The organism is Solidesulfovibrio carbinoliphilus subsp. oakridgensis (assembly GCF_000177215.2).
Lineage (GTDB): Bacteria > Desulfobacterota > Desulfovibrionia > Desulfovibrionales > Desulfovibrionaceae > Solidesulfovibrio > Solidesulfovibrio carbinoliphilus.
Map to the genome: position 1 here is coordinate 2,984,327 of NZ_CM001368.1, position 26,798 is coordinate 3,011,124.

Here is a 26,798-nt window from a genome sequence, read left to right on the forward strand (position 1 = left end):
CTAGTCCCGGGGCTCGGACGGATCGATGCCGGCTCCGGCCAGGATGGTCAGGATCTTGTCCCAGGCCTCGGCGAGCAAGCCCCCGCACCGGGACATGTCGGGCCTGCCTTCGCCGAGAATGGCCTGGCAGCTGATGTCGCCGTAGACGGCCGTGACCCGCTCCGTGAACCACTCCACGTATTCGGTGACCAGGAGATCGGCCCGTTCGTTTTGCAGTTCCTCTTCCCGGCCCCGGCCGACGTGGAGCCCGAGAACCAGGCAGCCGCCGGTCAGGATGCCGCAGGTCAGGCCGCAGGCGCCCATGCCGTGGCAGACGCCCGAGGCGGCGCGCACCAGCTCCCAGTTCTCGATGCCCTGGGCCCGCAGGGCCAGGAGGACCAGGATCTGGCTGCAACAGTAGTTTTTGGCGGCAAGGGGCATGATTTCGAGCAGGGTGGGGTTCATGAAGCCTCCTTGGCCGCGACGCACAGGCAGTAGCCGTAGCGCGGGCGCGGACCCGCGCCCGCGCATTCCGTTTCGCGGCCGGTGATCATCTCGATGACGCTTTTGGCCGAGCCCAGGGCAAAGGTCAGCTTGCACGCCAGTTCGGTCAGAAGCCGGGTGTGGTCCTCGAAAAAAAGGGGGGTCAGCCCGGCCTCGGCCAGCCGGGCCTCGAAAACGGGCCGGGCCACGGCCCCGGCCGCGCAGCCCCCGGCCGCAAAGGCCCCCGGCTGCGGCGCGGCGCCCTGGCGCACGTAGAGGTCGGCCAGGACCGCCCGGCCGCCGGCTTTAAGCACCCGGGCGATCTCGGCCAGACAGCCGGCCGCGTCGCCCGAGGCCGACAGCACGCACTCGCAAAAGACCCCGTCCAGGCAGGCGTCGGCCAGGGGCAGGGCCTGGCCCGCCCCCCGGACCACCGGGCCGTGGACCCGGGCCTCCCCCGCGAACCGGACCGACGGGTCCAGGCCCACGGCGGCAAGCCCCGCCCCGGCCAGCCGGGCCAGGGTCGTTCCGGGGCCGCAGCCGAGGTCCAGCACCCGGGCCCCGGGCGCGAAGCCGCAAGCCGCCAAGCCCCGTTCGGTCAAGGCCAGTCCGCCCGGGCGCAGCGTCTCGCCGGCCACCCGGCGGAAATCCTCGCGCTCGTAGGGCGAAACGCCTTGCGGCACTACTTGTCCTCCAGAAGCTGCTCCACTTCGAGCATTTTGCCCGTGGCCACGTACTCGGGGAGCAAGGACATGCCGCACTTGGGGCAGGCCAGGACCGTGATGGTGAAGCCGCCGTCCAGGTAATTGACGGCCACGGGCGTGGGGGCCAGCGGTGCGTCGCAGGCCGCGCAGACCCAGTCACCCGAGGTGGGGAGGTAGACAAGCGAATCGTTCATGGGTGGGATGCCTCCGGCGGCCGGGGGGAATAATTCCCCCCGGACCCCCTTAACGGTTACTCTTGCCGTCTTCCGGGGCCTTCCGCCCCGCGTAAATATGTGCCGCCTCCCCCCGCTGGGGAGGGTCCGGGAGGGGATCATCCCCTCCCGGCGGGGTCCGGGGCAGCGCCCCGGCCGCCGGAGGCATCTTTTCTTTTTCTTCCTACTTCCCCACGCCGGCCACGGTCATGCGGTGGCTGTAGGCGGCAAACACCCGGGCCGTGCCGCCTTCCAGGGCGTATTCGACCCAGTAGGTGACCCGGTGGGGGGTGAAGCTGGCCAGGAAACGGCCGTTCTCGCGATTGAGGAATTTCCGGCCCGTGGATTCGGCGTGGGCCAGGACCCGCTTGACGTCGTCGTCCAGGATGTGGCGGGCCTCCATGACGGCCCGGACCTCGGGCGTGACCGTGAAATCCGGTCCCACCGGGGCCTTCTCGTCCACGGCCTCGTTCCAGACCGTGCGCAAAAGCTCCCGGCGAAGCCTGGCCCGGGTCTCGTGGCGCATGGAAAAGCCGGGGTCCGGCCGGGTGGCCGGATCGGCCGCGTCCCGGCCCGGGAAGAGGAGGTCGAGCAGGTGGTAGGCCCGCTTGCCGGCGTGGGAGAACCGGTCGCGGCACATGGCGCAGGTGGCCAGATAGTCCTGGCCGCTTTCGGACACGCGGCGCTTGGTGAAGGCGGCGGCCAGTTCCGGGTTGGCGTTGCCGAGCAGTCCCCCGAAGCCGCAGCATTCGGTCAGGCGGCCGGACAGGGGCAGTTCGGCGAAAGCCACGCCGCGCTTGGCCAGGATCTCGCGGATGGCGGCCTGGGTGGCGGCGTCGTGGCGCGAGGTGCAGGAATCGTGGACCGCGACGGCGGCCGGCGGGGTGAAGCCGGGGGCTTCGGGCAGCCCGGTCTCCTCGTTTAGGACCTGCCACAGGGACACGGCCGGGATGTCCGGCGCGGCCTGCCGGAAGACGGACAGGCAGGAGGCGCAGGCCGTGACCAGCCGGGGCCGGCCGAGCTTTTCCCAGTCCGCCTGGAAGGCGGCCACGGTTTCTTCGAAAAGAGCCTGCCGCCCGGCCCACAGGGCCGGGGCCCCGCAGCAGCCAAGGCCGAGGCCGACGCCGCCGGAAAGGCGTTCGCGCAAAAAGGCGTAAGCCTCGGGGATGCGGCCGTCGGGTTCGCCGCCGAGCTGGCAGCCCGGGAAAAAGAGGTGGTCGCAGGTTTCCCGGCCGGGTTCGGCCCGAAGGAGGGCGAAATCCGGGCCGTTGGAAAAGGCCATGTCCTCCAGGGCGAACTCGTGGGCCGCTGGCGGCATCTTGCCCCGATTCACCATGTCGCGGCGCGAATCCAGGCACAGCTCGGCCATGGAGAAGTCTTCGGGGCAGACCTCGGTGCAAAGGCCGCACAGGGTGCACGAGTCGATCATCTGGTTGGCGTTGTGGTTGCCAAGGACGATGGACAGGTTGTTGTAGATCTGGCGGGCGTAGACCTTCGGATAGCCCTTGTAGTGCTTCAGGTATTCGCAGACCTTGACGCACTCCAGGCAGTCGCACTGGAGGCAGCGGCCGGCTTCGAGCCGGGCCGCGTCCGGCGTGTAGCCGGCGATCGGGTCTTGGGGGTCGATGCGCGAGGCGGGCGGCACGTCGGTCAGGTTCGTGGAGATCCGGGTGTCGGTCACGCCTTCCTTCTCGCGGCTGGCGGTGAGCGTTGCGCCGGAGAGGAAGCGGTCGATGGACACGGCGGCGCGACGGCCGTCGGCGACGAGGCCGATCATCGACCGGCTGGCGTCGTCGGCCGGCCATCCGCCGCAAAAAACGCCTGCCGGGCCGCAGGCCAGGGTCAGGGGATCGACGTCGGCGCGGGAGGGCGACAGGACGTTGTCCCGGGCGCATTCCACGTAGACGGCGTTGAAATCTTTCTGGACCGCCTCGAAAAGGGCGGCGTCCAGGGGCTGGCCGGTTTTGACGGTAACGCCCATCTGGGCGAGCACGGCCAGGGTTTCGGCCAGGACGGCCGGGGGGAGCAGGGCTTCGGGCAGTTCGGTCAGGATGCCGCCGGCCCGGTCGCGGGAGACGAACAACGTGACGGCGTAGCCCTTCTTGGCCAGGTCCCAGGCCAGGGACAGGGAGGACAGGTCGCCGCCGAGGGCGGCCACGGATTTGCCTTTGGCCGGCATGCAAAGCGGTTTGCCGCCGGAGGGGGTGGCCATGACGCAGGCCCGTTCCAGGTGCCCCATGGCGAGGGAGCCGCCGAGGTCCTGGCGGACGCAGGCCGCTTCGCAGGGGTGGTCGCAGATGCGGCCGAGCACGGCCGGCAGGGGCATGGTGCGGTCGAGGACCTTGCGCGCGCCAGGCAGGTCGCCGGTGGCCATCCTGGCCATGAATGCCCGCACATCCACGTGGATGGGGCAGGCGGCCTGGCATTTGGGCTGTTCTTCCTGGATGCAGCGGTGCTCGATGGTCCGCAGGTCCTGTTGATTCATGGGAACCTTCCGGAGGAAACGACGGGGCGAACACGTCATGCGTTCGCCCCGCCGTCCGTTTGCGCTGGTCTAAGACCGATGGGGGCTATTTGCCAAGGGCTTTGAGGCCGGCAAGCACCTTCTCGGGGTAGGCCGGCAGATGGCGGATGCGCACGCCGCAGGCGTTGTAGATGGCGTTGATGATGGCCGGGTGCGGGCCGCACAAGGGCACTTCACCGACGCCCGAGTTGCCGTAGGGGCCGTGCTCGCGCGGGGATTCCACGTAGTGGAGCTCCATGGCGTCCGGGATGTCCTTGATGTAGGGCACGCCGGCGCCGGCCAACGAGGAGTGCTTCTTGATGTCCTCGAAGTCCTCGGACAGGGCCAGGCCCACGCCCTGGGCCAAGCCGCCCCAGTTCTGGCCGTCGACGGTCTGGCGGTTGTTGATCGTGCCGATGTCCTCGACCAGGGTCATCTTGTCGACCTGGGTCTTGCCGGTGGCCAGCTCGACGGTGACCTCGGCCAGGAACAGGCCGTACATGTAGCAGCAGAACGGGGACCCGAGGCCGTTGGCGTCGCAGTCCTTGGCCGGGGCGGTCCAGGTGCCGTTGTAGCGGGTCTTGAGGCCTTCGGCGACCATCTCGTCGTAGGTCCGGAAGGTGCCGTCGGACTTGCGCATGGCATCGACGAGCTGCTTGCAGCCGTTGATGATGGCCTGGCCGACCATGACGTTGGAGCGGGAGCCGCCGGCCGGGCCGGAGTTCGGGCACTTGCCCGTGTCATTTAAGACCAGCTTGATCTTGGAAGCGCACAGGCCGAGCGGCTTCAGGGTCTCGTGGGCAAAGCCCAGGGTGCCGGCGTCGGAACCCTGGCCGTGGTCCTGCCAGGTGTTGTAGATGGTGACGCTGCCGTCGGCGTTGAGCTCGGCGTCGGCGCCGGCGGAGTCGGGGCCGTCAAGGCCGGAGCCGTAGATGCCGATGGCCACGCCCACGCCCTTTTTATGGGTGGCGGTGGAGTTCTTTTTGGCGTTGGCCAGGGCTTCCTTGTACTTGGGCCGCAGGATGTCGATCATCTCGGGCAGGGTCCAGGAATCGGGCACCTGGTCGGTCGGGGTGGTGTCGCCCGGGCGGTACACGTTCGCATACCGGAATTCCAGGGGATCCATGCCGAGCTTTTCGGCCATCTCGTCCATCAGGCACTCGGAGGGGAACATGATCTCCGGCGAACCGTAGCCGCGGAAGGCCGAACCCCAGCCGTGGTTGGTGGCCACGCAGTAGCCCTTGGCGCGCATGTTCGGGATGCCGTAGCCGGCCATCCAGTACTGGGAGCCGCGAAGCGTCAGGAGGTCGCCGAACTCGGAATAGGGGCCGTGGTCCACGATCCACTCCATCTCGGAAGCCACGATCTTCTTGGTGGCCTTGTCGACGGCGATCTTGCCCTTGGTCCAGAACGGGGAGCGCTTGCCGGTGTAGTACTGCTGCTGGGCGTAGTTGTAGTGCAGGTGGCAGGGGCGGCCGGTGGCCATGGCCGCGACGCCGACCAGGGCTTCCATGGTCGGGCTGAACTTGTAGCCGAAGGTGCCGCCGGTGGGGAGCTGGATCAGGATCAGGTTCTCCGGCTCGACGCCGAGGCCCGGGGCGATCATGTACAGGTGCAGGTACAGGCCGATGGACTTGGAGTGGATGACGACCTTGCCTTCCTCGTTCAAGTAGGCAAAGCCGACGTCCGGCTCGATGGGCAGGTGCGGCTGGCGCTGGGTGTAGTAGTCGCCGCCCATGACTTCGTACTTGGCGTCATTGAAGAAGGGGGCCACGTCGGCGCCCTTGGCGTGGTTCTGCTCGTAGTAGGTGTTGGGCGTGCCGGGGTGGATCTCGATGGCGTCTTCGGCCATGGCCGCCGGGGCGCTCATGTAGGCCGGCAGGACTTCCAGGTCGACCTTCACCTTTTCGGCGGCGGCGCGGGCGTTCTTCTCGGAGTCGGCCGCGACGAGCGCGATGGCGTCGCCGTACTGGAACACCTTGTCGTCGCAAAGGATGGGGCGATCCCAGCCGTCACCCTTGTTGGTGGGGAAGGTGATAAGCCCGGTGATGCGGTTTTTGCCCTTCACGTCCTTGGCCGTGATGACGCTGTGCACGCCCGGCATCTTGAGGGCTTCGGTGGCGTCCACGCCCTTGACGTTGGCGTGGGACACCCGGGCCTCGACAATGGCCAGGTGCAGGGTGTTGGGCGGCAGCTGGAGCTTCTGGTCGTCGCCAAAGGCCCATTGGCCCATGACCTTGGCCACGCCCGAGGGGCGCGGGGCGCGCGAACCGAAGATGTTCCCGTCGGCCGGCATGTTGTGGTTGATGTCGAGGGTCATTTCGCCGCGCAGGACCTTGGCCGCGTCCATGACCGCGTCGACCAGCGGGATGTAGCCGGTGCAACGGCACACGTTTTTGTGCTTCTGGAACCAGTCGCGGACCTGCTCGCGGGTGGGCTTGGGATTCTCGTCCAGAAGGCCCTTGGCGGACATGATGAAGCCCGGGGTGCAAAAGCCGCACTGGGCCGCGCCGTGGACGACCCAGGCGGTCTGGAGCGGGTGCAGGTTGGCCTGGTTGCCAAGACCTTCGATGGTGGTGATGCAGGCGTAGTCGGCCACGCGGCGGATCTTGGTGATGCAGGCGCGGGTGACCTTGCCGTCGATGATGACCGAGCAGGCGCCGCACTGGCCCTGGCCGCAGCCGACCTTGGTGCCGACCAGGTGCAGTTGCTCGCGCAGCACGTCGGACAGGAACGCATCCGGGTCGACGATGAGCTTGCGCTCGAAGCCGTTAACGATGAGGATTTTTTCCTGCATGTGTTTGCTCCATTTTCGGGTTAGAGTTTATCGATTCCGCCGACGCACGACACGGCCCTGATGCTCGGGCTGCGGCCGGATGCCGCGTCCATGCGGGTATTCCCGAAACGTCCGGCTTGCGCCGTCTTCCGTCCTCAGTTCTTGCCGAACCCGCACAACGGGTAGCGGCATTCCGGGCACATGGCGCACAGGCCGCCGTGCCCGAGCCGTACGATGTCGGTCCGGGTGAGCCGTTCGCCGGCCACCAGACGCGGTACGGTCAGGTCGAAAATGCTGGCCTTGTGGTACATGACGCAGCCGGGGAGCCCGACCACCGGCACCTCCCCGATGTAGGCCAGCATGAACATGGCCCCGGGGAAGGTGGGCGAGCCGTAGGTGACGACCTCGCCGCCGGCCGCCCGGATGGAGGAGGGGGACAGGTCGTCGGGATCGACCGACATGCCGCCGGTGACCGCGATCATTTCCGCGCCCTCGCCCATAAGCTGGCGGATGGCCCGCACGGTCATGTCCCGGTCGTCGGGCACGATGACCTGGCGCACCACGGTGCAGCCGAGGTCGTCGAACTTGCGCCGCAGGACCGGGCCGAACTTGTCCTTGATCCGGCCGTGGTAGACCTCGCCGCCGGTGGTGACCACGCCGACCCGAAGGGGCCGGAAGACCTGGACCGAAACGATGGGGCCGGTCTCGGCCACCACGGCCTCGACCCGCTCCAGCCGGTCCTTGCCGACCACCAGCGGCACCACCCGGGTGCCGGCCAGCATCTGGCCCGGGGAGACGACCGCGTCGGTGTGGACCGTGGCGATGGTCACTTCCTCGATGGCATTGAGGCGATCGAGGGCCTCGACGTTGATCTTCAAAAGCCCCCGCCGGTCGGCCAGCAGGTTGATGCGGCCCTCGCAGGGCTGGGTCAGGGTGACGCCCTCCCCGGCGATGGCCGCCGCGATCCGTCCGGCCGCGTCGTCCTCGTGGACGAGCCCTTCGGCCAGATCCCAGACGTAGATGTGTTCCTTGCCCAGACGCAGCAGGGTCGGGATGTCCTCGGGCAGGATGACGTGGCCCTTGCGGAAGGCCGGCCCCTTGCACTCGCCCGGCACGATGCGGGTGATGTCGTGGCAAAGGACCATTCCCTGGGCCAGTTCAACGGGAATGCTGCGCATGGAGGCTTCCTTGTTGGAGGTCGCGGCCAGCGGCCGTGGCGGCCGTGGTCCGGGTCTGTGCGGGCAAAGCAAAGCGGCCGCCGGACCGGGGGTCACGCTTTTTTGCGTTGCGTGACTGTCGCAGCAGGGCCGAAAATGGCGTGGTGGCGTCTGGCACGGCCGGAGCGGTGGGCTCCTGGCAGGGGATTGGTCTCTTATGTGTTAGGTTAAACATAAGCCTCTCGTGCCGTCCGTCTTGTCCGCATCAGGGCCCATCAGTGGGCTCTGGACGGAGATTTGAGAATATTGCTGGATTCGGTCGTAGGGATCGGCCTACGTTCCAGTGGATGAGCAAGAAGCAGGCCAAGGGAAACAGGGCCTGAAACCGCGAAATGGGGGGGGCAGGGGACTACTGTCACGCGACCGTTCTCGCCAGTGTGACCCGCTGACAGTGACCCCGCCCGGGCCATCGGGTCGGTTTCAGGGTTAACATACTGTTATTGCAAGGGAAGAAAGGCAAAAGTAATTTTGATCCACCAGAGCCTGGGGAATGGGTCAAAAAGCGACAGGAGCATGGGAAAACCGGCTTTTTTTATCAGCTATGCTAATAATAACCGCTTGATTTTATGGGTATTGTCTATGCTAAAATAAACATGTAGATGGAATGCCCGGCCTCCGGCAGCAGTGTCACGGAATGCCGAAGGCCGGTGTGGCGGCGCGTCCGGTCAGGCCGCGCCAAGCGGCGAGGGAAAGGGCGGGAACAGCCCGGGCCGCCGTGAGGACCCGGGCAAGGCGAGGGGCGCGGCCCTGGGAAAGGAGATGCCTTTCCCTGGCGAACGATCTGCGATGAAAACTTTTTCTTAAAAAATACGGGCGTATTTTTTAAGGGTCGCAACCCTAGAACAGGTTGTACTGGCGGATCTTGCGGTAGAGCGTCTTGCGGCAGATGCCCAGGGCCTCGGCGGCCAGGGACCGGTTGTTGTCGTAGAAGTTGAGCACCTTGGCGATGTGCTCCTTCTCCTTGGCTTCGAGGGTCAGGATGTCTTCCTCGGCCCTGGCCGGCTCCAGGAACTCGCGCGGCAGGGCGTGTTCGGTGATGAGGTTGTTTTCCGACAGGATGATCGAGCGCTCCATGACGTTTCGCAGCTCGCGCACGTTGCCCGGCCAGTCGTAGCCGGTCAGGCACTTCATGGCCCGGTCGGAAATCCGGTACGGGGCCTGGCCGGCCGTCAGGCGCGAGAGGAAAAATTCCACCAGGAGCGGGATGTCCTCGCGCCGTTCGCGAAGGGACGGCATCTCGATGTTGAAGACGTTGATGCGGTGGAAAAGCGCCTCGTGGAAACGGCCCTCGGCCACTTCCCGGGTCAGTTCGCGGTTGGTGGCGAAGACCAGCCGGATGTCGGCCCGGCGTTCCTCCTTCTCGCCCACCCGGCGGTAGGTCTTGTTTTCCAGGACCCGGAGCAAGGCCGCCTGGACCTCGATGGGCAGTTCCCCGATCTCGTCCAGAAAAAGCGTGCCCTTGTTGGCAAAGGACATGAAGCCCTCGGAGTTTTCCACCGCGCCGGTGAACGAGCCGCGCAGGTGGCCGAACAGTTCGCTGCGGGCCAGCTCCTTTTGCAGCGTCGCGCAGTTCTTGATGAAAAACGGCTTGTCCGCCCGTTTCGAGAGCGACTGGATGAGGTGGGCGGCCACCTCCTTGCCGGCCCCGGACTCGCCGGTGATAAGGACCGGCACCTCGGTCGGGGCCACCTTCTCGATGAGGTAGCGGACCTGCTTGATGGCCGGGGAGTTGCCGACCAGCTTGACCGGCGGAGTCTGGCCCTGGAAGTGGCGCAGGCGCCTGTTTTCCCGGCGCAGAAAGGTCCGCTGGTAGGCCCGTTCGATGAGAAGCTCCAGCTCGGCCAAGTTGAAGGGCTTGGTCACGTAGTCGAAGGCCCCGAGCTTCATGGCCTCGACCGCCGTGTCGATGGCCCCGTGCCCGGTGACGAGGATGGTTTCCAGGTCCTCCTGGCGCTGCCGGAACTCCACCATCAGGTCGATGCCGTTGGCGTCGGGGAGCCGGATGTCGAGGACCGCCACCTCGTATTCGTTTTTGGCCAAAAGCTCCCGGGCCTCCTTGGCCGAGCCGGCCACGTGGATGGTGCGGGCCGGAGTCGTAAACTCCTTGAGCATGAGCTTGCCGATGGAAGGTTCGTCGTCGACGACGAGGACGCAATAGGGATTATTCACGGAACTGGCCGCCGTCCAAGGGAAGTTTCACGGTGAAGTGCGTGCCGAGGCCGACTTCGCTCGCCACCTCGATCACGCCATGGTGCTCGCGCACGATGCTGTAGCAGGCGGCCAGCCCGATGCCGATGCCCTTGCCGACAGGCTTGGTGGTAAAAAAGGGATTGAAGAGCTTGTCCATGTTTTCCGGCGGAATGCCGCAGCCGGTGTCCTCCACGGACAGGTTGACGGTGTTGTCGTTTTCCGGGTGGGTGGTGACCGTGATCTCGCCTTCGCCGGGTATGGCGTCCATGGCGTTGGCCAGGATGTTCAAAAGGACCTGCTTGAGCTGGGCCTCGTCGCCGGGCACGGTCGGCAGGGAGTCGAAAAGGTTCACGGTCAGGCGCAGGCCCTGCTGGCCGCGTTCGTCCAGATGGCCGCGCAGGATGTTCAAGGTGTCGGTCACCACTTCGTTTAAGCACACGGGCGAGAAGGCCAGGGTGTGGGGCCGGGAAAAGGAGAGCATGGAGCGCACGATGTCGCGGCACCGCCGGCATTCCATGAGGATGGTCTCGGTGTATTCGGCCACGTCCGCGAAAAGGGGCTCGTCCACGGCCGCCCGGATGGCCGGCAGGCGGCGGCGGATGCCCTCGGCCAGGCCGTAGACCGCGGTCAGCGGATTGTTGATCTCGTGGGCCACGCCAGCGGCCAGCATGCCGATGGTGGCCATCTTTTCGGCCTGGTAATACTTGGCCTGGTACTCCTGCTCCATGGTCACGTCGCGCTTGAAGATGAGGATGCGCGACTCCGGGCTGTCCGGGTTGTGGATGGGCGAGGCCACCATCTCGAACTGGCGGACCTGGCCTGCGATCTTGAACGTGCCCATGCAGCGGCAGACGGCGTTGGACTTGAAGGACCGGTGGGCCGGGCACTCCGGGCAGGGCTTGTCCCCGCTGCGAAAAAGCCGGTAGCAGTGCTGGCCCTCGGGCCGGGGCACGTTGAAAAGCTCGTGGAAGACCCGGTTGACGGAGATGATGCGCAGGTCCTTGGTCAGGACCATCATGATGTCGGTGATGCCGTCGAGGATGGCCGCGATCTCCTGGCGCCGCAGTTCGGACTCCTGGTGGGCCTCTTGCAGTTCCTGCACCTTCTGCCGGAGTTCCTGGTAGAACCCGAGCTTGCTGTGCTCGATGCCGATCAGGTCCTCGAGAGTGGGCGGATGGAGCATGGCGTCACCTGGGTTCTCGGACTCAGACGGCGACGCGGGGCACGAACGCAGGCGCGACGGCGTGGTAAAGGCCTCGCGGCCTTCGCGGGCGACATCCAGCGTCAAGCGGCGAAAGGGCATGGTGCGCAAGGGGCCGGGCACAAGTCCGCCCGGTCCGGCGTTTTTGACCCTTTTGGGGGTTCCCTCCGGTGCGCGGTCTTTGTCCGTCGTCTGGCTGGACATGATGCCGTCCATGGGAACCGGCCGTCAAGACAGAAGAAGGCAGGCGGGCTCTTCGCCGCGGGCGACCGGCCGCTCGATGACCAGCCGGTCCGGTCCGGCCGGCTCGATGGCGGCAATGGCCCCGAGATCCAGGAAATCCTGGAGCGCGGCAATGGCCCGGATGCGAAAGGCCGGCATGGGCTGGCGGGTCAGGCCGGACAGGCGGCGCAGGGCCGGCAGCTCCAGGCGCAGGCAGGCCGGGCCGTGGGCGAGCAGGGCCGCCAGCCAGCGGTGGAAGGCGCTGGAGGCCAACGGCGTGCGGATGGCCAGCAGCCGCTCCACGCCCGGGGCGCCGCGTAGGCCTTCCATGATGCGGGGGCTGACGTCCACGGCGCAGATGCCGGCCGCCCGGTCGCACAAAAGCGTGTTTAGGAGCCTGGCCTGGATGTGGATGTCCCCGGCCTCGTCCTCGATCTCCAGGCGGGCGCTGGCCAGCCGCCACAGGGACCGCTCCAGGCGGCGGGTGGCGAACCGGCGGCCGCGCGGACGGATCAGCCGCATGAGGTCGCGCAGGTGGAACCGGGCCGCGCCGGTCCTGCCCCCGTCGCGAAAGGCCAGGAGCGCGCAGCCGAGAAAGGCGTCCAGGTCGTCCTGGTCGAGCCGTTCGCCGCAAAAGCGGATGGCCGCCCCCTCCCAGCAGGTGGCGAGCTCCACCCCCTCGAGCCACAGGCGCGGCCCCGGGTTTCTGGCGGCGAAAAGATCCGAGGCCAAAAGCAGGCCGAGCAGACGGTTGGCGAAATCCTGTTCCAGGGCCCCGGCCGGCCGGGCCTGTCCGTCGTGGCTGAAGGGGCTGTCGAGCGTCAGGGCGTCAAATCCGAACTCGTCGTGGTACATGGTCGTTCCCCCTGCCTCGTGCCGTTTTCCGATCCCTGCCCATGGGGGAAGGGCCGGTCCGTTCAAGGGCGGGCCGCCGCAACAGGGGCGGCCCGCCGGATGGTCGGTGTCAGCCGTTGTTGCGAAGCTTGGCCAGCATGCCGCGCAACTGGCGCAGGTGGCCGCGTTCCTCGTCCAGGCACTGCTTGACGATGCCCGCCTCGGCGGCGGGCAGGAGGTCCATCATCTCCCGGAAGTAGAGGATGGTGTCCTTCTCGAACCGGCTGGCCAGCTCGATGGCCGCGATGGCGTCGGCGGCGTCGGCCAAGTCCTTTTCCGGGGCCCCGCCGCAGAACAGGGCATGGGAGTCGAGGAGGGCCTGGACGTAGTCCATGTATTCCTCCTCGTCGCTCCCGGCCGGGATGGCGGCCTTGCCCACGCGGCCGGCCATGGCCTCGAACAGGGCCTGGTGGCGGGCCTCCTCGCCGGCGAAGAATTCGAGGAACCGTTTGACGTCCGGATTGGTCGCCCCGGCCGCAGCCTGGGTGTAGACATTGCGGCCCCGGCGCTCGATCTCGATGGCCGTGCCGACGATGTCGCTGGCGTTGAAAAAGTTAGCCATGATGGTTTCCCTCTTTGTACTCGCGGAGGTGAAGATGCCTCCGGCGGCCGGGGGGGATCATCCCCCCCGGACCCCCCGGATGGGGGACGACAGTGTGTCCCCCGTGTGGTTATCGCGTTCGCCTCATGCCGTGCGCCTATAGCTCGTTGGGCAGGGCCTTCAGCTGGGCGTACGAGTAGACCGGGCCGTCCACGCAGACGTAGCTCGAACCGATGTTGCAGCGGCCGCAGATGCCGATGCCGCACTTCATGCGCTTTTCCAGCGTGGTGTAGATCTGCTCGTCCTGGAAGTTGAGCTTTTTGAGGGCCTCCAGGGTGAACTTGATCATGATCGGCGGGCCGCAGGTGATGGCCACGGCGTTTTCCGGCTTGGGCGCCAGTTCCAGAAGGACGTTCGGAATGAGGCCCACCCGGTGCTCCCAGCCCTCGGCCTCGCGGTCGATGGTGAGCACCGTGTTGACGTCCTTGCGCGACGTCCACTCGGGCAGCTCCGAGGAAAAGGCCATGTCGGCCGGCGACCGGGCCCCGTAGAGGAGCGTGATGTCGCCGTAGTCGGCCCGGTTGTCGAGCATGAAGAGAAAGAGCGTGCGCAAGGGGGCCATGCCGATGCCGCCGCCGACAAAGACGATGTCCTTGCCCTTCATGGCTTCGTACGGAAAGGGCTTGCCGAGGGGGGCGCGCACGCCGACCTTGTCGCCGGCGGCCAGGCCGTGGAGCATGCCGGTCACTTCGCCGGCCCGCATGACCGAGAACTGCAGATAGTCCATGCGGGTCGGGGGCGAGTTGATGACAAAGGTCGATTCGCCGATGCCCGGGGCCGAGAGCTGGCCCACCTGGCCCGGCTCGAACGTGAAGGCCTTCATCTTGGCTTCGTCGTCGAAACGGACCCGGAAGGTCTTGATGTTGTGGGTCTCCTGGACGGTCTCCAGGATGGTGGCCACTTCCGGCAGATACGGATTTTTCGGATCGGTCATTTGCTGCACCTCTAGCCCTTGGCCCTGGCCACGGCGTTTTGCACGATCTCGCGGATGTCCACGGAGACCGGACAGCTTTTCACGCAACGGCCGCAGCCGCAGCAGGCGATGAGCCCGTCGTGCAGGGTCGGATAGTAGCTGAACTTGTGGCCCACGCGGTTTTTCAGGCGATGGGCCTTGGTCGGCCGGGGATTGTGGCCCGAGGCCTCCAGGGTGAACTGGAAGTGCATGCAGGCGTCCCAGGACCGCATCCGCCGTCCCTTCATACCGGCCGGCTCGTCGGTGATGGTGAAGCAGTAGCAGGTCGGGCACAGATAGGTGCAGGCCCCGCAACTGATGCACTTGTCCGACTGGTCGCGCCAGAAGTCCATGTCGTCGAAGGCGGCCAAAAGCGCGGCCGGGGAGCCTTCGAAGTCCGGGGCGGCGCCCAGGGATTCGAGGGCCCTGGCTTTGACGCCCTCGGCCTCCCCGACCTTGGCCGCGCCGTCGGTGAGCGCCGGGTTCTCCAGGAACGGTTGGCCCTTGTCGCTGACGGCCTCGACCAGGTAGCCGCCGGCCACCGGCGTCAGGAGCAGGTCCGAGCCGGCCGGATCGGCCGGGCCGGAACCGACCGCGTGGCAAAAGCAGGTGTTCTCGGCCTTGTCACAGGCCATGGTCACGAAGACCGTGGCCTCGCGGGCGGCCGTGTAATAGGGGTCCGGGAACTTCTCGCCCTGGTAGACCCGGTCGAAGATGAGAAAGCCGCGGGCCCCGCAGGGCTTGGCCCCGAAGACCACGGTCGGCTCGGCCGCGAGGTTGGGGATAAGGGCCAGGGTCGGCTTGCCCGGATCCTCGGCGTCCTTGCCCTGCTCGTAGCGGAACAGCTCCTGGCAGGCCGGGAAGACCGCGCCCTTGGGCGGGGCCGTGGCGTCGGAACCGAAGACCGGGGCCTTGGCCGCGTCATAGGGCCGGAAAACCACGCCCGGGCCTTCCTGGACCGGAACGAGCACCCGGCGGTCGGCCGCCAGGGACGCCAGCCACTGCGGCAGCTTTTCGCTTGCGATGTATTTGACAGCGGCCATTACCAGCCTCGCTCTTTGATGTTGGCTTCCTCGACCTTGAACTGCAAAAGCGGCGGAATGGCCTGGGGGTCAACGCCGGCCTGGTAGTCAAAGAGGTCGTGGATGGCGCGGTTTAAGTGCTTTTTGAGGGCCAGCACCGGGATGTCCATGGGGCAGGCCCGCTGGCATTCGCCGCACTCGGTGCAGCGGCCGGCCAGGTGCATGGCGTGCACCACCTGGAACATGAGCTTTTCCGTCACCGTATCTTCCTGGGTCAGCCAGTGGGGCTCGCGGCTCTGGGCGATGCAGTGGTCGCGGCACACGCACATGGGGCAGGCGTTGCGGCAGGCGTAGCAGCGGATGCAGCGGTCCATGTGGTAGCGCCAGAAAGCCATGCGCTCGGGCACGGTCATGGCGTCGAGGGCGGCCAGATCGGCGTCCACGGGCGTGGCCGGCGTGGTCGGGGCGATGGGGTCGCCGACGTAGGTGTCGGCCAGGACCGCGTTCGGGAACTGGCAGCGGCCGCACTTGTCGGCCCGGACGTCCAGAAAGGGCATGGCCACGGTCTGGCCGCCGGCCGTGACCGACACGGTCTTGCCGTCCGTGGCGACGCTGGCCGCCTGTCCGGCCGGGGCGTCGGCCGCAGCGAGCTTGCCCTTGACCTTGGTCAGGTCGATGACGCCCGTGCACGGCATGCCGAAGATGACCACGCTGTCGCGGTCGATGAGGTTTTCCTGGAGCAGCTCCACCACCGAGCGGGAGTCGCAGCCCTTGACCACCACGCCGACCTTCTTGCCCCGGAAAAGGGGCAGGTACACGGCCGGGTTGTGGACATTGAGGGGGCCCCACTCGAGCTTGTCCACGTCCGCGTCGCTGCGCATGAACAGCGGGGTGTTGTGGAGCGGGTCGTAGCCCTTTTGCCAGCCGATGACGCACTCAAGGCCGGGCAGGGCCTCCTTGATGCGGGTTTTGAGTTCCTCAAGCCGCGACACGGTTGCCTCCTTGGCTGATGGCCCCGGCGACCTTGGCGAGCTGTTCCTGCGACACGGCGTCAAAGCGCGGCGCGGGACCCAGGGCGTGAATCTGTTCGGTGAATACCGTCACCACCTTCTGCCACCGCTGGCCTTCCGAAGCCGAAACCCAGGTGTAGTCGAACCGGGCCGGGTCGATGCCGAGGATGGGCAGAAAGCGCTTGAGGACCTCCAGCCGGCGCCGGGCGTAGAAGTTGCCCTCGGCGTAGTGGCAGTCGCGGGGGTGGCAGCCGGAAACCAGCACGCCGTCGGCCCCGTTGATGAGTGTCTTGGCGATGAAAAGCGGATCGATGCGTCCCGAGCAGGGCACGCGGATGATCCGCAGGTCCGTTGGCTGGTTGAACCGCCCGACGCCCGCCGTGTCCGCGCCGCCGTAGGAGCACCAGTTGCACAGGAATCCGACGATACGCAGTTCCTTGCCGGTCAGGACTGGCATAAGGCGTTGACCTCCGCGAGGATTTGGTTGTCCGTGAAGTGCGAGAGCTGGATGGCGCCCTGGGGGCAGGTCGAAGTGCAAAGGCCGCAGCCCTGGCAGACGGTCTCGATGACCTCGGCCTTTTTCTGGCCCCGGAATTCGACTTCCTTGATGGCCTTGAACGGGCAGGTGATGATGCACTTGCCGCAGCCCACGCACCGCTTGATGTCGACCTTGGAGATCTGCGGGTCGCTTTCCAGCATGTCCTTGGAGAAAAGGGCCAGCACCTTGGCCGCGGCCGCGCTGCCCTGGCCGACGGACTGCGGGATGTCTTTGGGGCCCTGGCACGAGCCGGCCAGATACACGCCGGCCGTGTTGGTCTCCACGGGCTTGAGCTTGGGGTGGCTCTCCATGAAGAAGCCGTACTTGTCGTAGGAGATGCGCAGCTTCTCGGCCAGTTGGGGCGCGCCCTTGGCCGCTTCGGCCCCGGCGGCCAGAACCACCAGGTCGGCCTCGATCTCCACCTGGCAGCCGGCGAGCGTGTCGGCCCCGCGCACGATCAGCTTGTCGCCCTTGGGATAGACCATGGCCACGCGGCCCCGGATGTAGCGGGCCCCGTACTCTTCCATGGCCCGGCGGGTGAACTCGTCGTACATTTTGCCGGGGGAACGGATGTCCATGTAAAAGACGTAGGACTGGGAATCCGGGATGTGGTCCTTGGTCAGGATCGTCTGCTTGGCCGTGTACATGCAGCAGAATCCCGAGCAGTAGGGCCTGTCCAGCGACTTGTCGCGCGAGCCGACGCACTGAATGAAGACGATGTTTTTCGGCTCCTTGCCGTCGGACGGGCGCTTGATGTGGCCGCCGGTCGGGCCGGAGGCCGAAAGCAGGCGCTCGTACTGGAGGCCGGTGATGACGTCGGGGTAGCGGCCGCCGCCGTACTCCGTGACCTTGCTGATGTCGAAGAGGTCGTAGCCCGTGGCCGCGACAATGGCGCCCACGTCCTCGGTGACCAGCTCGTCGGTCATGTCGTAGCGGATGGCCCCGGTGGGGCAGACCTTGGCGCACACGCCGCACTTGCCCTTGACGAACTGGCGGCAGGTGGTCGGGTCGATGACCGCCTTTTTCGGAATGGCCTGGGGAAAGGGGATGTTGATCGAGGTGGTGGGCCCGATCTTCTCGTTGAAGGCGTCCGGGTTTTTCTTGCTCGGACACTTCTCGGTGCAGGCGCCGCAGCCGGTGCACAGCTCCCAGTCCACATAGGTGGCCTTTTTCTTGACCTGGACCTGGAAGTTGCCCACGTAGCCGCCGATGGAGTCCACCTCGGAGTAGGCGTGGAGCGTGATGTTGGGGTGCTGGGCCACGTCGACCATCTTGGGGCCGAGGATGCAGCTCGAACAGTCGACCGTGGGGAAGGTCTTGTCGAGCTTGGCCATCTTGCCGCCGATGGTGGATTCGCGCTCGACCAGGACGACCTCGAGGCCGCCGTCGGCGCAGTCCAGCGCCGCCTGGATGCCGGCCACGCCGCCGCCGATGATCATGACCCGCTTGTTGACCGAGAACTTGCTCGGCACGAGCGGGGCGTCGCGCCGCAGCTTTTCGGCGGCGATCCGGACCAGGTCCAGGGCCTTGTTGGTGTTGGCCTCGCGGTCCTTGCCGATCCAGGAGACGTGCTCCCGGATGTTGGCCATCTCGAACATGTAGCGGTTGAGCCCGGCCCGTTCCACGGCCCGCCGGAAGGTGGGCTCGTGCATGCGCGGGGTGCAGGAGGCCACGACCACGCCGGTCAGGTTTTTTTCCTTGATGGCCTGGATGATGCCTTCCTGGCCGGGTTCCGAGCAGGCGTACATGGTGTCCGTGGCATAGACGACCTCGGGAAAGTCCAGGGCGGCCTTGGCCACGGTAGCGGTGTCCACCGTGCCTTCAATGTTGCTGCCGCAGTGGCAGACGAAAACGCCTATTCGCATTGGCTATGCTCCCTCGCCTGTTAGTCCGCGCCCGCCAGGGCCTTGGAAAGGACGGGCCTCGGATCGACGCACAGCTGGCCGAACCCGAGTTCCTCGTCCGACACGTTCAGGGCCACGCCCATGAGCTGGGTGAAGTAGGGCACGGGGATCTTGTAGCTGGTCCCCTGGGCCCGGTTGACCTGGCCTTGGCGCAGGTCGAGGTTCATCTGGCAAAGCGGGCAGGCGACCGCGATCATGTCCGCGCCGGCGAGCTTGGCCGTTTCCAGGAGCTTCCCGGAAAGCGTGGCCACGACGTCGGGGCGGGGAATGCCGTAGGAGGCGCCGCAGCATTCGACCTTGAGCGGAAAAGGCACGACCTCGGCCCCCATGGCGGACAGGATGTTGTCCATGGCCATGGGGTTTTCGCAGTCGTCAAAGGCCATGAGCTCGGGGGGCCTGTTCATGATGCAGCCGTAGTAGCAGGCGACCTTGAGGCCCTTTAAGGGCGTGCGCACGGCGGCCTTCAGGGCGTCGAGGCCCACGGTCTCGACCAGGGCCTGGAGCACGGACTGGGTATTGACCTGGCCGCCGTAGGGGACGTCCAGGAGCTTGTTGACCTTTTCGGCCGTGGCCGGGGTCTCCATGCGATGGTTGGCCGTGCGCAGGTTGGTCAGGCAGCTCGGACAGGGGGTGATGGCGGAGCGCAGGCCCATGTCGGCCACGAGCTGGAGATTCCTGGCGGACAGGGCCGCGGACAGGACGTGGTCCTTGGTGTGGGCCGGGCTCGAGCCGCAGCAGCTCCAGTCCGGAATGTCGACCAGGGACAGGCCGACCGCGGCGCAGACGGCCCGGGTCGAGGCGTCGTATTCCCTGGAAGTCCCGAGGCCCGAGCAGCCCGGGTAGTAGGCAATGGCTTCACTCATGAGTTCGACTCCCTCTCGAAGCGCTCGAAGATCCGGGCCACGTGCTCCTTGCCCTGGATGTCATGGGGCGTGAAGGACAGTTTGCCCTTGGGCAGCATTTTCGGCCCAAGGTCCATGTCGGTCCAGAAACGGCCGGTCCGGGTGATGTAGTTGACCATGAGGCCGAGTTCGAAGACGCGGCCGTGGGCCCGGACCGAATCCAGGAAGGAGTCCCAGAAGGTCTTGACCTGGGGCACGGCGGCCAAGCCTTCGCGGCGGGCCATGTGGCGCAGGACGTCCATGACGCGGGCCACGTCGATGTTGTTGGGGCACCTGGTCGTGCAGGACTCGCAGGTGGCGCACAGCCAGATGGATTTGCAGGACAGCACGGTCTTTTTCTGTCCGGCCTGGAGCAGGCGCATGATCTGACTGACCGGGATGTCGTAGACGAAGGTGTACGGGCATCCGGCCGTGCAGTTGCCGCACTGGTAGCACAGGCTGACATTCTGGCCGGACTCTTCCTCCACCCTGTGAACGAAATCTCCGTCGTAATCGCAGGTGAGATTGATGCTATTCATACAATCCTATCCGGTTGACGTGAAAGAAACCAACGTTAAGGCAAGCAGGTCGCCTGACACCAGGGAGGCCGGCGACACGACGACCGCGGTCCGGGGTGGATAGCATGGCGGTCCCTCGTTTGCCACCCCGGACCGGGCGTCGCGCCTGGAGGAATTTCTATACTTATTTCAACTAGTTGCTTAGAAAGTGTGTTTCTCTTCTCAGGGCATGTATCAAATAGGAACAAAGTCGCGAAAATCAAGACCCACCGGACGCGCTGCCCGTCCGTCGTGCCGCACCTGCCGTCGCACCGGTCGCGCCGGCCATAGCCCGACCGCGGCCGGACGTGGGGCGCCGCGCGTCGGCCAGACGACCCGGGGCGGAGGCTGCCCCTGGATGTTCAAAGGGGGCCCGGAGGCCCCCTTTGACGCAACAGCCGTTGTTGTTACAGGGCGGCCGTGTAGATGGCGGCCACGTCCTTGTCGGTCGGGCAGCGCGGGTTGGTGAAACCGCAAGCGTCCTTCTGGGCGTTGCCGGTCATGGTCGGGATGTCGGTGGCCTTGACGTCCTTGCCGTAGCGCTTGCCAAGCTCGACCAGGCCGGACGGGATGCCGACGTCGGCGGACAGCTGGCGAATGGCCTTGAGCGCCAGTTCGGCGGCGTCGCGGGGAGCCATGCCGGCGATGTTCTCGCCCATGATCTCGGCCATGGCGGCGAACTTCTCAACCTTGGCGATCAGGTTGAACTTCTCGACGTGGGGCAGGAGAATGGCGTTGCATTCGCCGTGCGGCAGGTCGTAGAAGCCGCCCAGCTGGTGGGCCATGGCGTGGACGTGGCCCAGGCTGGCGTTGTTGAAGGCCATGCCGGCCAGGTACTCGGCGAAGCACATGCCTTCGCGGGCTTCCATGTCCTGCCCGTTGGCCACGGCCTTGCGCAGGTACTTGAAGATCAGCTTGATGGCTTCGATGGCGCAGGCGTCGGTCATCGGGTTGGCGATGGTGGACACGAAGGCCTCGACGGCGTGGGTCAGGGCGTCCATGCCGGTGGCGGCGGTCAGCGCCGGGGGCATGCCGACCATGAGGACCGGGTCGTCAATGGCGATATGCGGGGTCACGCGCCAGTCGACAATGGCCATCTTCACGTGGCGGGACAGGTCGGTGATGATGCAGAAACGGGTCATTTCAGAGGCGGTGCCGGCCGTGGTGTTGACGGCCAGGTAGGGCATGAAGGGCTTGGTGGACTTGTCCACGCCTTCGTAGTCGTGGATCTTGCCGCCGTTGGCCACGCAAAGGCCGATGCCCTTGCCGCAGTCGTGCGAAGAACCGCCGCCGAGGGTGATAAGGCTGTCGCAGCCCTCTTTCTTGTAGACATCCACGCCCTTGTGGACGTTCTCGTCGGTGGGGTTGGGGATGGTTTCGTCATAGATGTGGTACTTCATGCCGGCGGCGTCGAGCAGATCGGTGATCTGCTTGGCGATGCCGACCTTGACCACGCCCTTGTCGGTGACGATCAGCGGTTTGCTGCCGCCCAGGGCTTTGATCTTCTCGGGGATCTGCTTGGCGGCGCCGATGCCGATGAGGGTCACGCTGGGAATGAAGAAACCGTAGACTTGCTCGCGAACTGCCATGGTGCCAACCTCACTTGGGTTAAGGTTATGGTTTTGCGAACGGACCCCAAACCTGATTTCCTTGCGGCTTTTGGGTAAACGCAATTCCCCATAGAGCAATTCCCGGGCCACTTTTTACTTCCAATCATTTCAGAGTCTTGCCCTTTGAGGGCCGGGCAGAGGCGGGGCAGTCTGGCCGCCGTGGGTGCCCCGTGCCCACCGGCGCCGGCCGGGGCCCCTGGCCTGGAAATCGGAAAAAGCCGGCTTATTCCGGGGGTTGGGGCCATCTGGACAAGTTGTCCCATGCCTTGGCCGTGATTGGGTAAAAAGGTTACAGCCTTCCCCGGTGGGGAGAGTTGTCCCGTTCCGGCCGGGGTGGATCAAAATAAAGTCTTTATATGAAACATGGTTGAGAAAAAGTGTCCCACCCGGGGCGCCTGGGACAAAACGACTCGGCCGGGTGGCTGGGGCCGAGGAGGCCGGGACCGCGCCCGCTTTTTCCCGCCACGCAAGGCGTAACCGGATCGACACGGACCGCCCTTACGAAGTATCTGTCCAATCTAAACCGGGAGGGTGCCATGCGGGTGCTTTTCATTTGCGTGCACAACAGCGCCAGGAGCCAGATGGCCGAGGCCTATCTGCGCAAATTCTGCGGGGAGGCGGCGGAAGTGGAGAGCGCGGGGCTCGATCCCACGTCCGTCAACCCGCTGGTGGTCGCGGTCATGGCCGAGGAGGGGATCGATCTGTCCGGAAAGGCGACCCGCCGGGTGTTCGACCTCTTCCGGGACGGCAGGCTCTTTGAATATGTGGTCACGGTATGCGAGGAATCGCTCGAGGGGCAGTGCCCGGTCTTTCCGGGCGTGACCCACCGGCTGCACCTGCCCTTTCCCGATCCGGCCGGGGTGGTCGGCACCGAGGCGGAGAAGCTGGCCAAGGTCCGGGAAATCCGTGACCGGATCCGGGAGCGCATGGCCGTATTGGCCGAGGAAATCGCCTGCTGCGGTCCCCGGCGGCAGGAACGTCGGGGCGATGGGGGAGAGGACCCGCCAGGGGCTTTGTCATGAAGAAAAAGAACATTCTTTTCTTGTGCACCGGCAACGCCTGCCGCAGCCAGATGGCCGAGGGCTTTGCCCGGGCGCTTCGGGACGACGTCCTGGTGGCGTATTCGGCCGGGGTGGAGAAGCACGGGCTCGATCCCCGGGCCGTGGCCGTCATGGCCGAGGCCGGGGTGGACATTTCGGGCCAGACGTCCAAGCTTGTGGAAGAGCTGCCCAATGTGGCCTTCGACTATGTGGTGACGCTGTGTGGCGCCGCCCATGACCAGTGCCCCTTTTTCCCGGGGCCGGTCAAAAAGGTCCACGTGGGCTTTGACGACCCGCCAGCCCTGGCCGTCGGGGCCGCCAGCGAAGAGGAGGCCCTTTCCCACTACCGCCGGGTGCGCGACGCCATCCGCGACTTTGTGGGCGGGCTGCCGGACAATCTGGACGCGGCCGACGGGAACAGCGCCTGACAGACGGCAGCGCGCGATGAATCGTATTTTATAATAACGAGTTGCGTTTGTTGCGCACAGACAGGGAACACGTTTTCATCCGCCATCCTTCCGGATTCCCACCCGCCCCGTCGAGGGGGTCCGGGGGGATGATCCCCCCGGCGGGTCCAGGGCGGCGCCCTGGCCGGGTCTGGGGCGGAGTCCCAGTGGCCCCGGCCGCCGGGGCATTCAACGACGCAATTCGCGCACCCCGTCTTCGCCGGCGACCACGACCAGGGCGGCGAGGCCGATGAAGAGGCCATGGCCGGCCACGCCGCCCCGGGCGTCGAGGGCGGCGGCCAGGCCGGCCGGGTCGGCCATGGGGCCGAAAGGGCAGTCCGCGATGACGTTGCCGCGCTCGGTGCGCATGGGGTCGCCGTCCGGGCGCAGGCGCAGGGCGGGATGGCCGCCGAGGCCGGCCAGGAAGCGCAGCTCGGAAGCCAGGGCAAAGGGCGTGATCTCGACCGGCAGCGGATGGCGGGTGCCGAGCCGGGGACTCAGCTTGCCGGCGTCGGCCACGATGACGAGCCGTTTGGCGGCCTGGCCCACGATCTTCTCGTAGAGGAGGGCCCCGCCGCCGCCCTTGATGCAGTCGAGATTCGGGTCGATCTCGTCGGCCCCGTCGATGGCCAGGTCGAGTTCGGGCCGGTCGTCCAGGCTTCCCACCGGCAGGCCGTGTCGGCGCAGGGCCTCGGCCATGAACCGGGCCGCCGGCACGAAGACCGTGCCGGCCAGTTCCCCCCGCCCGGCCCGGTCGGCCAGAACCGGCACGGCTTCCACGGCCGTGGACCCGTGGCCGAGGCCCACGGCCATGCCGGCTTCGACCAGGGCCGCGGCATGGGCGGCGGCCGCCTGCTTGAACCCTCTCGCAACCTCCGGTGAAACGCGCGGTGACGGCGTCATGGGCACTCCTTGCATCGTTGCGGGCTTGCGTCCCGGCTACCAGAAAAAAACGGGCCGCGCCAAGGAAGTCTCGGGCGGCGGCAAAAAAACCATGTTTTCCCGGCCCGGCCGTTTGCCTTTTGCCGGCAAAGCGTGTTTAGTTTCGAACGATGCTCCTGAAACGGGCGGGCCGCCCGCCAAAGCCTAGACCCAAGGAGGAGACGCAATGGACCTCGACGCCTTGCAGGCGATCTGCCGCCGGATCCGCCACGATATTCTTACCTCCACCACCGAAGCCGGGTCCGGCCATCCGACCTCGTCGCTTTCCGGAGTGGAACTCATGGCCGGACTGCTTTTCGGCGGCCTGTTCCGCTTTGACGCCGACCGGCCCGACCGGCCGGACAACGACCGGCTGATTTTTTCCAAGGGGCACGCCTCGCCGCTTTTTTACGCCCTCTGGGCCGCGGCCGGCAAGATATCCCGGGCCGAACTCATGACCCTTCGCCAGTTCGGCTCGCCGCTGGAAGGCCACCCCGTGGCCGGCACGCCCTTTGCGGAGGCCGCCACCGGGTCCCTCGGCCAGGGCCTGTCCATCGGCGTCGGCATGGCCCTAAACGCCAAATTCCTCGACAGGCTGCCCTACCGGACCTACGTGCTGCTCGGGGACTCGGAAATGGCCGAGGGCTCGGTCTGGGAGGCGCTGGAAATCGGGGCCCACTACGGCCTCGACAACCTGGTCGCCATCCTCGACATCAATCGCCTGGGCCAGCGCGGCGAGACCCTCTACGGCCACGACCTCGGGGTCTACGACCGCAAGCTTTCCGCCTTCGGCTGGAACACCGTCCTCGTCGACGGCCACGACCAGAAGCAGGTCCTCGAGGCCTACGCCGCGGCCGAGGCCGTCAAGGGCCGGCCCACGGCCATCATCGCCCGGACCGTCAAAGGCAAGGGCGTGTCGTTTATCGAGGACAAGAACGGCTGGCACGGCAAGCCCCTGCCCAAGGAAGACCTGCCCCGGGCCCTGGCCGAAATCGGCGCGGCGGACCTGGACATGACCCTGCCCCTGGCCCAGCCGCCCGGGCTTTCGGCCCAGGCCGGCGCCGCCTTTGCCGTGCCGCCGCCGGACTACGATCCGAAAAAATCCTACGCCACCCGCAAGGCCTACGGCGACGCCCTGGCCCGGCTGGCCCCCGGGCATCCGGACATGGTGGTCCTCGACGGCGAGGTCAGCAATTCCACCTATGCCGAGGACATGAAAAAAGTCGCGCCGGACCGGTTTTTCGAGATGTACGTGGCCGAGCAGAACATGGCCGGCGTGGGCCTTGGCCTGTCGCGGCGGGGCAAAAAGCCGCTGTGCTCGACCTTTGCCGCCTTCTGGTCCCGGGCCTTCGACCAGATCCGCATGGCCCAGTACTCGGCCGGCAACGTGGTCTACTGCGGCTCCCACGCCGGGGTGTCCATCGGCGAGGACGGCCCGTCCCAGATGGGGCTCGAGGACCTGGCCATGTTCCGGGCCATAAGCGGCAGCGCGGTCCTCTACCCCGGGGATGCCATGTCCTGCGAGCGGCTGGTGGAGGCGGCGGTTTTGCGCACAGGCATCACCTACATCCGGACCACCCGGGCCGCGACGCCGATCCTCTACGGGCCGGAGGAAACGTTTCCCGTCGGCGGCAGCAAGGTCCTGCGCTCCTCCGGCGCGGACAAGGTCCTGGTGGTGGCCGCGGGCATCACCCTGGCCGAGGCCCTGGCCGCGGCCGACAGCCTGGCCGGCGAGGGCACGGCCATCCGGGTGCTCGACGCCTACAGCGTCAAACCCCTTGACGAAAAAGGGATTCTCGCGGCAGCTGAAACCGTGGCCGCCGTGGTGGTGGTCGAGGACCACTATCCCGAGGGCGGCCTTGGCGAGGCGGTGGCCGCGGCCTTTGCCGGCACGGCCAAGAAGGTGGTGCGGCTGTCCGTGGAAAAGATGCCCAAAAGCGGCAAGCCCCAGGAGTTGCTGGACTTCGAGGGCATCTCCCGCGCGGGCATCGTCAAAACCGTCAAAACCCTGCTGTGAGGCGACCATGCGACCCGAGAATCTCAAAACCCGCATCTTCCTGGACGGAGCCGACCCCGAAGAGACCCGGCAGGTCCTAAAAGCCCTCGGCTTTCTGGACGGCCAGACCACCAACCCGAGCCTTATCGCCAAGAATCCGGCCGCCCAGGCCCACAAGGTGGCAGGCAACAAGTTCAGCGGCACGGCCATCTACGAGTTCTACAAGGAACTGTGCCAGGAACTTGCGGCCCTGCTGCCCCAGGGCTCGATCTCCATCGAGGTCTACGGCGACGCCAAGACCACCACGGAAGCCATGCTGACCCAGGCCCGGCAGTTCGACACCTGGATCAAAAACGCCCACATCAAGCTGCCGACCACGGCCGCCGGGCTCGAAGCGGCCAGCGTCCTGGTCGGCGAGGGCCGGCGCGTCAACATGACGCTGGTGTTCAGCCAGGAGCAGGCGGCGGCCGTCTATGCCGCCACCAAGGGGGCACGGCGCGGGGCCGTCTTCCTGTCGCCTTTCATCGGCCGGCTCGACGACCGGGGCGAAAACGGCATGGACCTGATCCGGCATATCCTCAGGATGTACCAGGCCAGCGACGGCCACGTGGAGGTGCTGACCGCCAGCGTCCGGTCCATGGAGCACCTCCTGTGCGCGCTCTCGATCGGCAGCGACATCATCACCGCGCCCTACAAGCTCCTCATGGCCTGGGCCGAGGCCGGCATCCCCATCCCCGGCCCGGACTACGCCTACGCTCCCGGCAACCTGGCCCCCATCCCCGACGAGGGCCTGCCGCTCGACAAGCCCTGGCAGGAGTATGCCATCGGCCATCCCCTGACCGATTCCGGCATGGTGAAGTTTTCCGAGGACTGGAACGGCCTGATCGACATGTCGTCCTAGGGTCCCGGCCCACGAGCGTTTTTTGGCGCGCCCGCCGC

At 66.6% G+C, this 26,798-nt stretch carries 24 protein-coding genes; 5 read left to right on the forward strand and 19 right to left on the reverse strand.

What is annotated here, in order from left to right:
* The 18 genes from DFW101_RS13045 to DFW101_RS13130 form a co-directional block, all read right to left on the reverse strand.
* Positions 1–444, reverse strand: coding sequence for a DVU_1555 family C-GCAxxG-C-C protein (locus tag DFW101_RS13045; RefSeq protein WP_009181995.1), 444 nt, complete (start codon positions 442–444; stop codon positions 1–3).
* On the reverse strand, positions 441–1,145 hold the full coding sequence (gene trsM / locus DFW101_RS13050; protein WP_009181996.1) for a DVU_1556 family methyltransferase: 705 nt from the start codon (positions 1,143–1,145) through the stop codon (positions 441–443). The genes DFW101_RS13045 and trsM overlap by 4 nt, the downstream gene beginning before the upstream one ends.
* The gene (locus DFW101_RS13055; RefSeq protein WP_009106664.1) at positions 1,145–1,360 is read right to left on the reverse strand and encodes a DVU_1557 family redox protein; all 216 of its coding nucleotides are present in this window, start codon (positions 1,358–1,360) and stop codon (positions 1,145–1,147) included. The genes trsM and DFW101_RS13055 overlap by 1 nt, the downstream gene beginning before the upstream one ends.
* A gap of 202 nt (positions 1,361–1,562) precedes the next feature.
* The gene (locus DFW101_RS13060) at positions 1,563–3,863 is read right to left on the reverse strand and encodes a pyridine nucleotide-disulfide oxidoreductase/dicluster-binding protein (protein ID WP_009181997.1); all 2,301 of its coding nucleotides are present in this window, start codon (positions 3,861–3,863) and stop codon (positions 1,563–1,565) included.
* 85 nt (positions 3,864–3,948) lie between these two features.
* Positions 3,949–6,678 (reverse strand): molybdopterin-dependent aldehyde oxidoreductase, encoded by a 2,730-nt coding sequence (locus tag DFW101_RS13065; RefSeq protein WP_009181998.1) that lies wholly within the window; start codon positions 6,676–6,678, stop codon positions 3,949–3,951.
* A 134-nt stretch (positions 6,679–6,812) separates the two neighbouring features.
* Positions 6,813–7,835, reverse strand: coding sequence for a molybdopterin-binding protein (locus tag DFW101_RS13070; RefSeq protein ID WP_009181999.1), 1,023 nt, complete (start codon positions 7,833–7,835; stop codon positions 6,813–6,815).
* Between the two features lie 876 nt (positions 7,836–8,711).
* Entirely contained in the window at positions 8,712–10,043 is a 1,332-nt protein-coding gene (locus DFW101_RS13075; RefSeq protein ID WP_009106671.1) for a sigma-54-dependent transcriptional regulator, read from the reverse strand.
* Complete coding sequence (locus DFW101_RS13080) at positions 10,036–11,469, reverse strand: two-component system sensor histidine kinase NtrB (protein ID WP_009182000.1); 1,434 nt, start codon at positions 11,467–11,469, stop codon at positions 10,036–10,038. Before DFW101_RS13080 ends, DFW101_RS13075 begins: the two co-directional genes overlap by 8 nt.
* Positions 11,470–11,493: 24 nt before the next feature.
* On the reverse strand, positions 11,494–12,342 hold the full coding sequence (locus DFW101_RS13085) for a hypothetical protein (protein ID WP_009182001.1): 849 nt from the start codon (positions 12,340–12,342) through the stop codon (positions 11,494–11,496).
* Between the two features lie 109 nt (positions 12,343–12,451).
* On the reverse strand, positions 12,452–12,943 hold the full coding sequence (locus DFW101_RS13090) for a ferritin-like domain-containing protein (RefSeq protein WP_009182002.1): 492 nt from the start codon (positions 12,941–12,943) through the stop codon (positions 12,452–12,454).
* Positions 12,944–13,079: 136 nt separating this feature from the next.
* On the reverse strand, positions 13,080–13,916 hold the full coding sequence (locus DFW101_RS13095; protein WP_009182003.1) for an FAD/NAD(P)-binding protein: 837 nt from the start codon (positions 13,914–13,916) through the stop codon (positions 13,080–13,082).
* Positions 13,917–13,927: 11 nt separating this feature from the next.
* On the reverse strand, positions 13,928–14,977 hold the full coding sequence (locus DFW101_RS13100) for a 4Fe-4S dicluster domain-containing protein (protein WP_009182004.1): 1,050 nt from the start codon (positions 14,975–14,977) through the stop codon (positions 13,928–13,930).
* Entirely contained in the window at positions 14,977–15,948 is a 972-nt protein-coding gene (locus tag DFW101_RS13105; RefSeq protein ID WP_009182005.1) for a 4Fe-4S dicluster domain-containing protein, read from the reverse strand. Before DFW101_RS13105 ends, DFW101_RS13100 begins: the two co-directional genes overlap by 1 nt.
* Entirely contained in the window at positions 15,935–16,423 is a 489-nt protein-coding gene (locus tag DFW101_RS13110; RefSeq protein ID WP_009182006.1) for a hydrogenase iron-sulfur subunit, read from the reverse strand. Before DFW101_RS13110 ends, DFW101_RS13105 begins: the two co-directional genes overlap by 14 nt.
* Positions 16,411–18,369, reverse strand: coding sequence for a CoB--CoM heterodisulfide reductase iron-sulfur subunit A family protein (locus tag DFW101_RS13115; protein WP_009182007.1), 1,959 nt, complete (start codon positions 18,367–18,369; stop codon positions 16,411–16,413). Before DFW101_RS13115 ends, DFW101_RS13110 begins: the two co-directional genes overlap by 13 nt.
* Before the next feature lie 20 nt (positions 18,370–18,389).
* Positions 18,390–19,271, reverse strand: a complete 882-nt coding sequence (locus tag DFW101_RS13120) for a CoB--CoM heterodisulfide reductase iron-sulfur subunit B family protein (protein WP_009182008.1) — start codon at positions 19,269–19,271, stop codon at positions 18,390–18,392.
* Positions 19,268–19,828, reverse strand: a complete 561-nt coding sequence (locus DFW101_RS13125; RefSeq protein WP_009106691.1) for a 4Fe-4S dicluster domain-containing protein — start codon at positions 19,826–19,828, stop codon at positions 19,268–19,270. The genes DFW101_RS13120 and DFW101_RS13125 overlap by 4 nt, the downstream gene beginning before the upstream one ends.
* A gap of 425 nt (positions 19,829–20,253) precedes the next feature.
* Positions 20,254–21,435 carry an iron-containing alcohol dehydrogenase gene (locus tag DFW101_RS13130; RefSeq protein ID WP_009182009.1) on the reverse strand — a complete coding sequence of 394 codons (1,182 nt, stop codon included), beginning with the start codon at positions 21,433–21,435 and terminating at the stop codon, positions 20,254–20,256.
* 557 nt (positions 21,436–21,992) lie between these two features.
* Here DFW101_RS13130 and DFW101_RS13135 point away from each other — a divergent pair.
* Positions 21,993–22,478 (forward strand): arsenate reductase ArsC, encoded by a 486-nt coding sequence (locus DFW101_RS13135; RefSeq protein ID WP_009182010.1) that lies wholly within the window; start codon positions 21,993–21,995, stop codon positions 22,476–22,478.
* Positions 22,475–22,924: an arsenate reductase ArsC gene (locus DFW101_RS13140; RefSeq protein ID WP_009182011.1), complete on the forward strand. Its 450-nt coding sequence runs from the start codon at positions 22,475–22,477 to the stop codon at positions 22,922–22,924. The genes DFW101_RS13135 and DFW101_RS13140 overlap by 4 nt, the downstream gene beginning before the upstream one ends.
* Positions 22,925–23,131: 207 nt before the next feature.
* On the opposite strand, the gene rpiA is transcribed toward DFW101_RS13140, so the two are convergent.
* Positions 23,132–23,845 carry a ribose-5-phosphate isomerase RpiA gene (rpiA, locus tag DFW101_RS13145; protein ID WP_009182012.1) on the reverse strand — a complete coding sequence of 238 codons (714 nt, stop codon included), beginning with the start codon at positions 23,843–23,845 and terminating at the stop codon, positions 23,132–23,134.
* Between rpiA and DFW101_RS19525 the strand changes: the two genes are divergently transcribed.
* The 3 genes from DFW101_RS19525 to DFW101_RS13155 are packed head-to-tail and all read left to right on the forward strand — an operon-like array spanning position 23,844 to position 26,760.
* Complete coding sequence (locus DFW101_RS19525) at positions 23,844–24,032, forward strand: hypothetical protein (RefSeq protein WP_157137642.1); 189 nt, start codon at positions 23,844–23,846, stop codon at positions 24,030–24,032. The genes rpiA and DFW101_RS19525 overlap by 2 nt on opposite strands.
* An 18-nt stretch (positions 24,033–24,050) precedes the next feature.
* Positions 24,051–25,880, forward strand: a complete 1,830-nt coding sequence (locus DFW101_RS13150) for a transketolase (RefSeq protein ID WP_009182013.1) — start codon at positions 24,051–24,053, stop codon at positions 25,878–25,880.
* Positions 25,881–25,887: 7 nt separating this feature from the next.
* Entirely contained in the window at positions 25,888–26,760 is an 873-nt protein-coding gene (locus DFW101_RS13155) for a transaldolase family protein (RefSeq protein WP_009182014.1), read from the forward strand.
* The last annotated feature ends 38 nt before the right edge of the window (positions 26,761–26,798 follow it).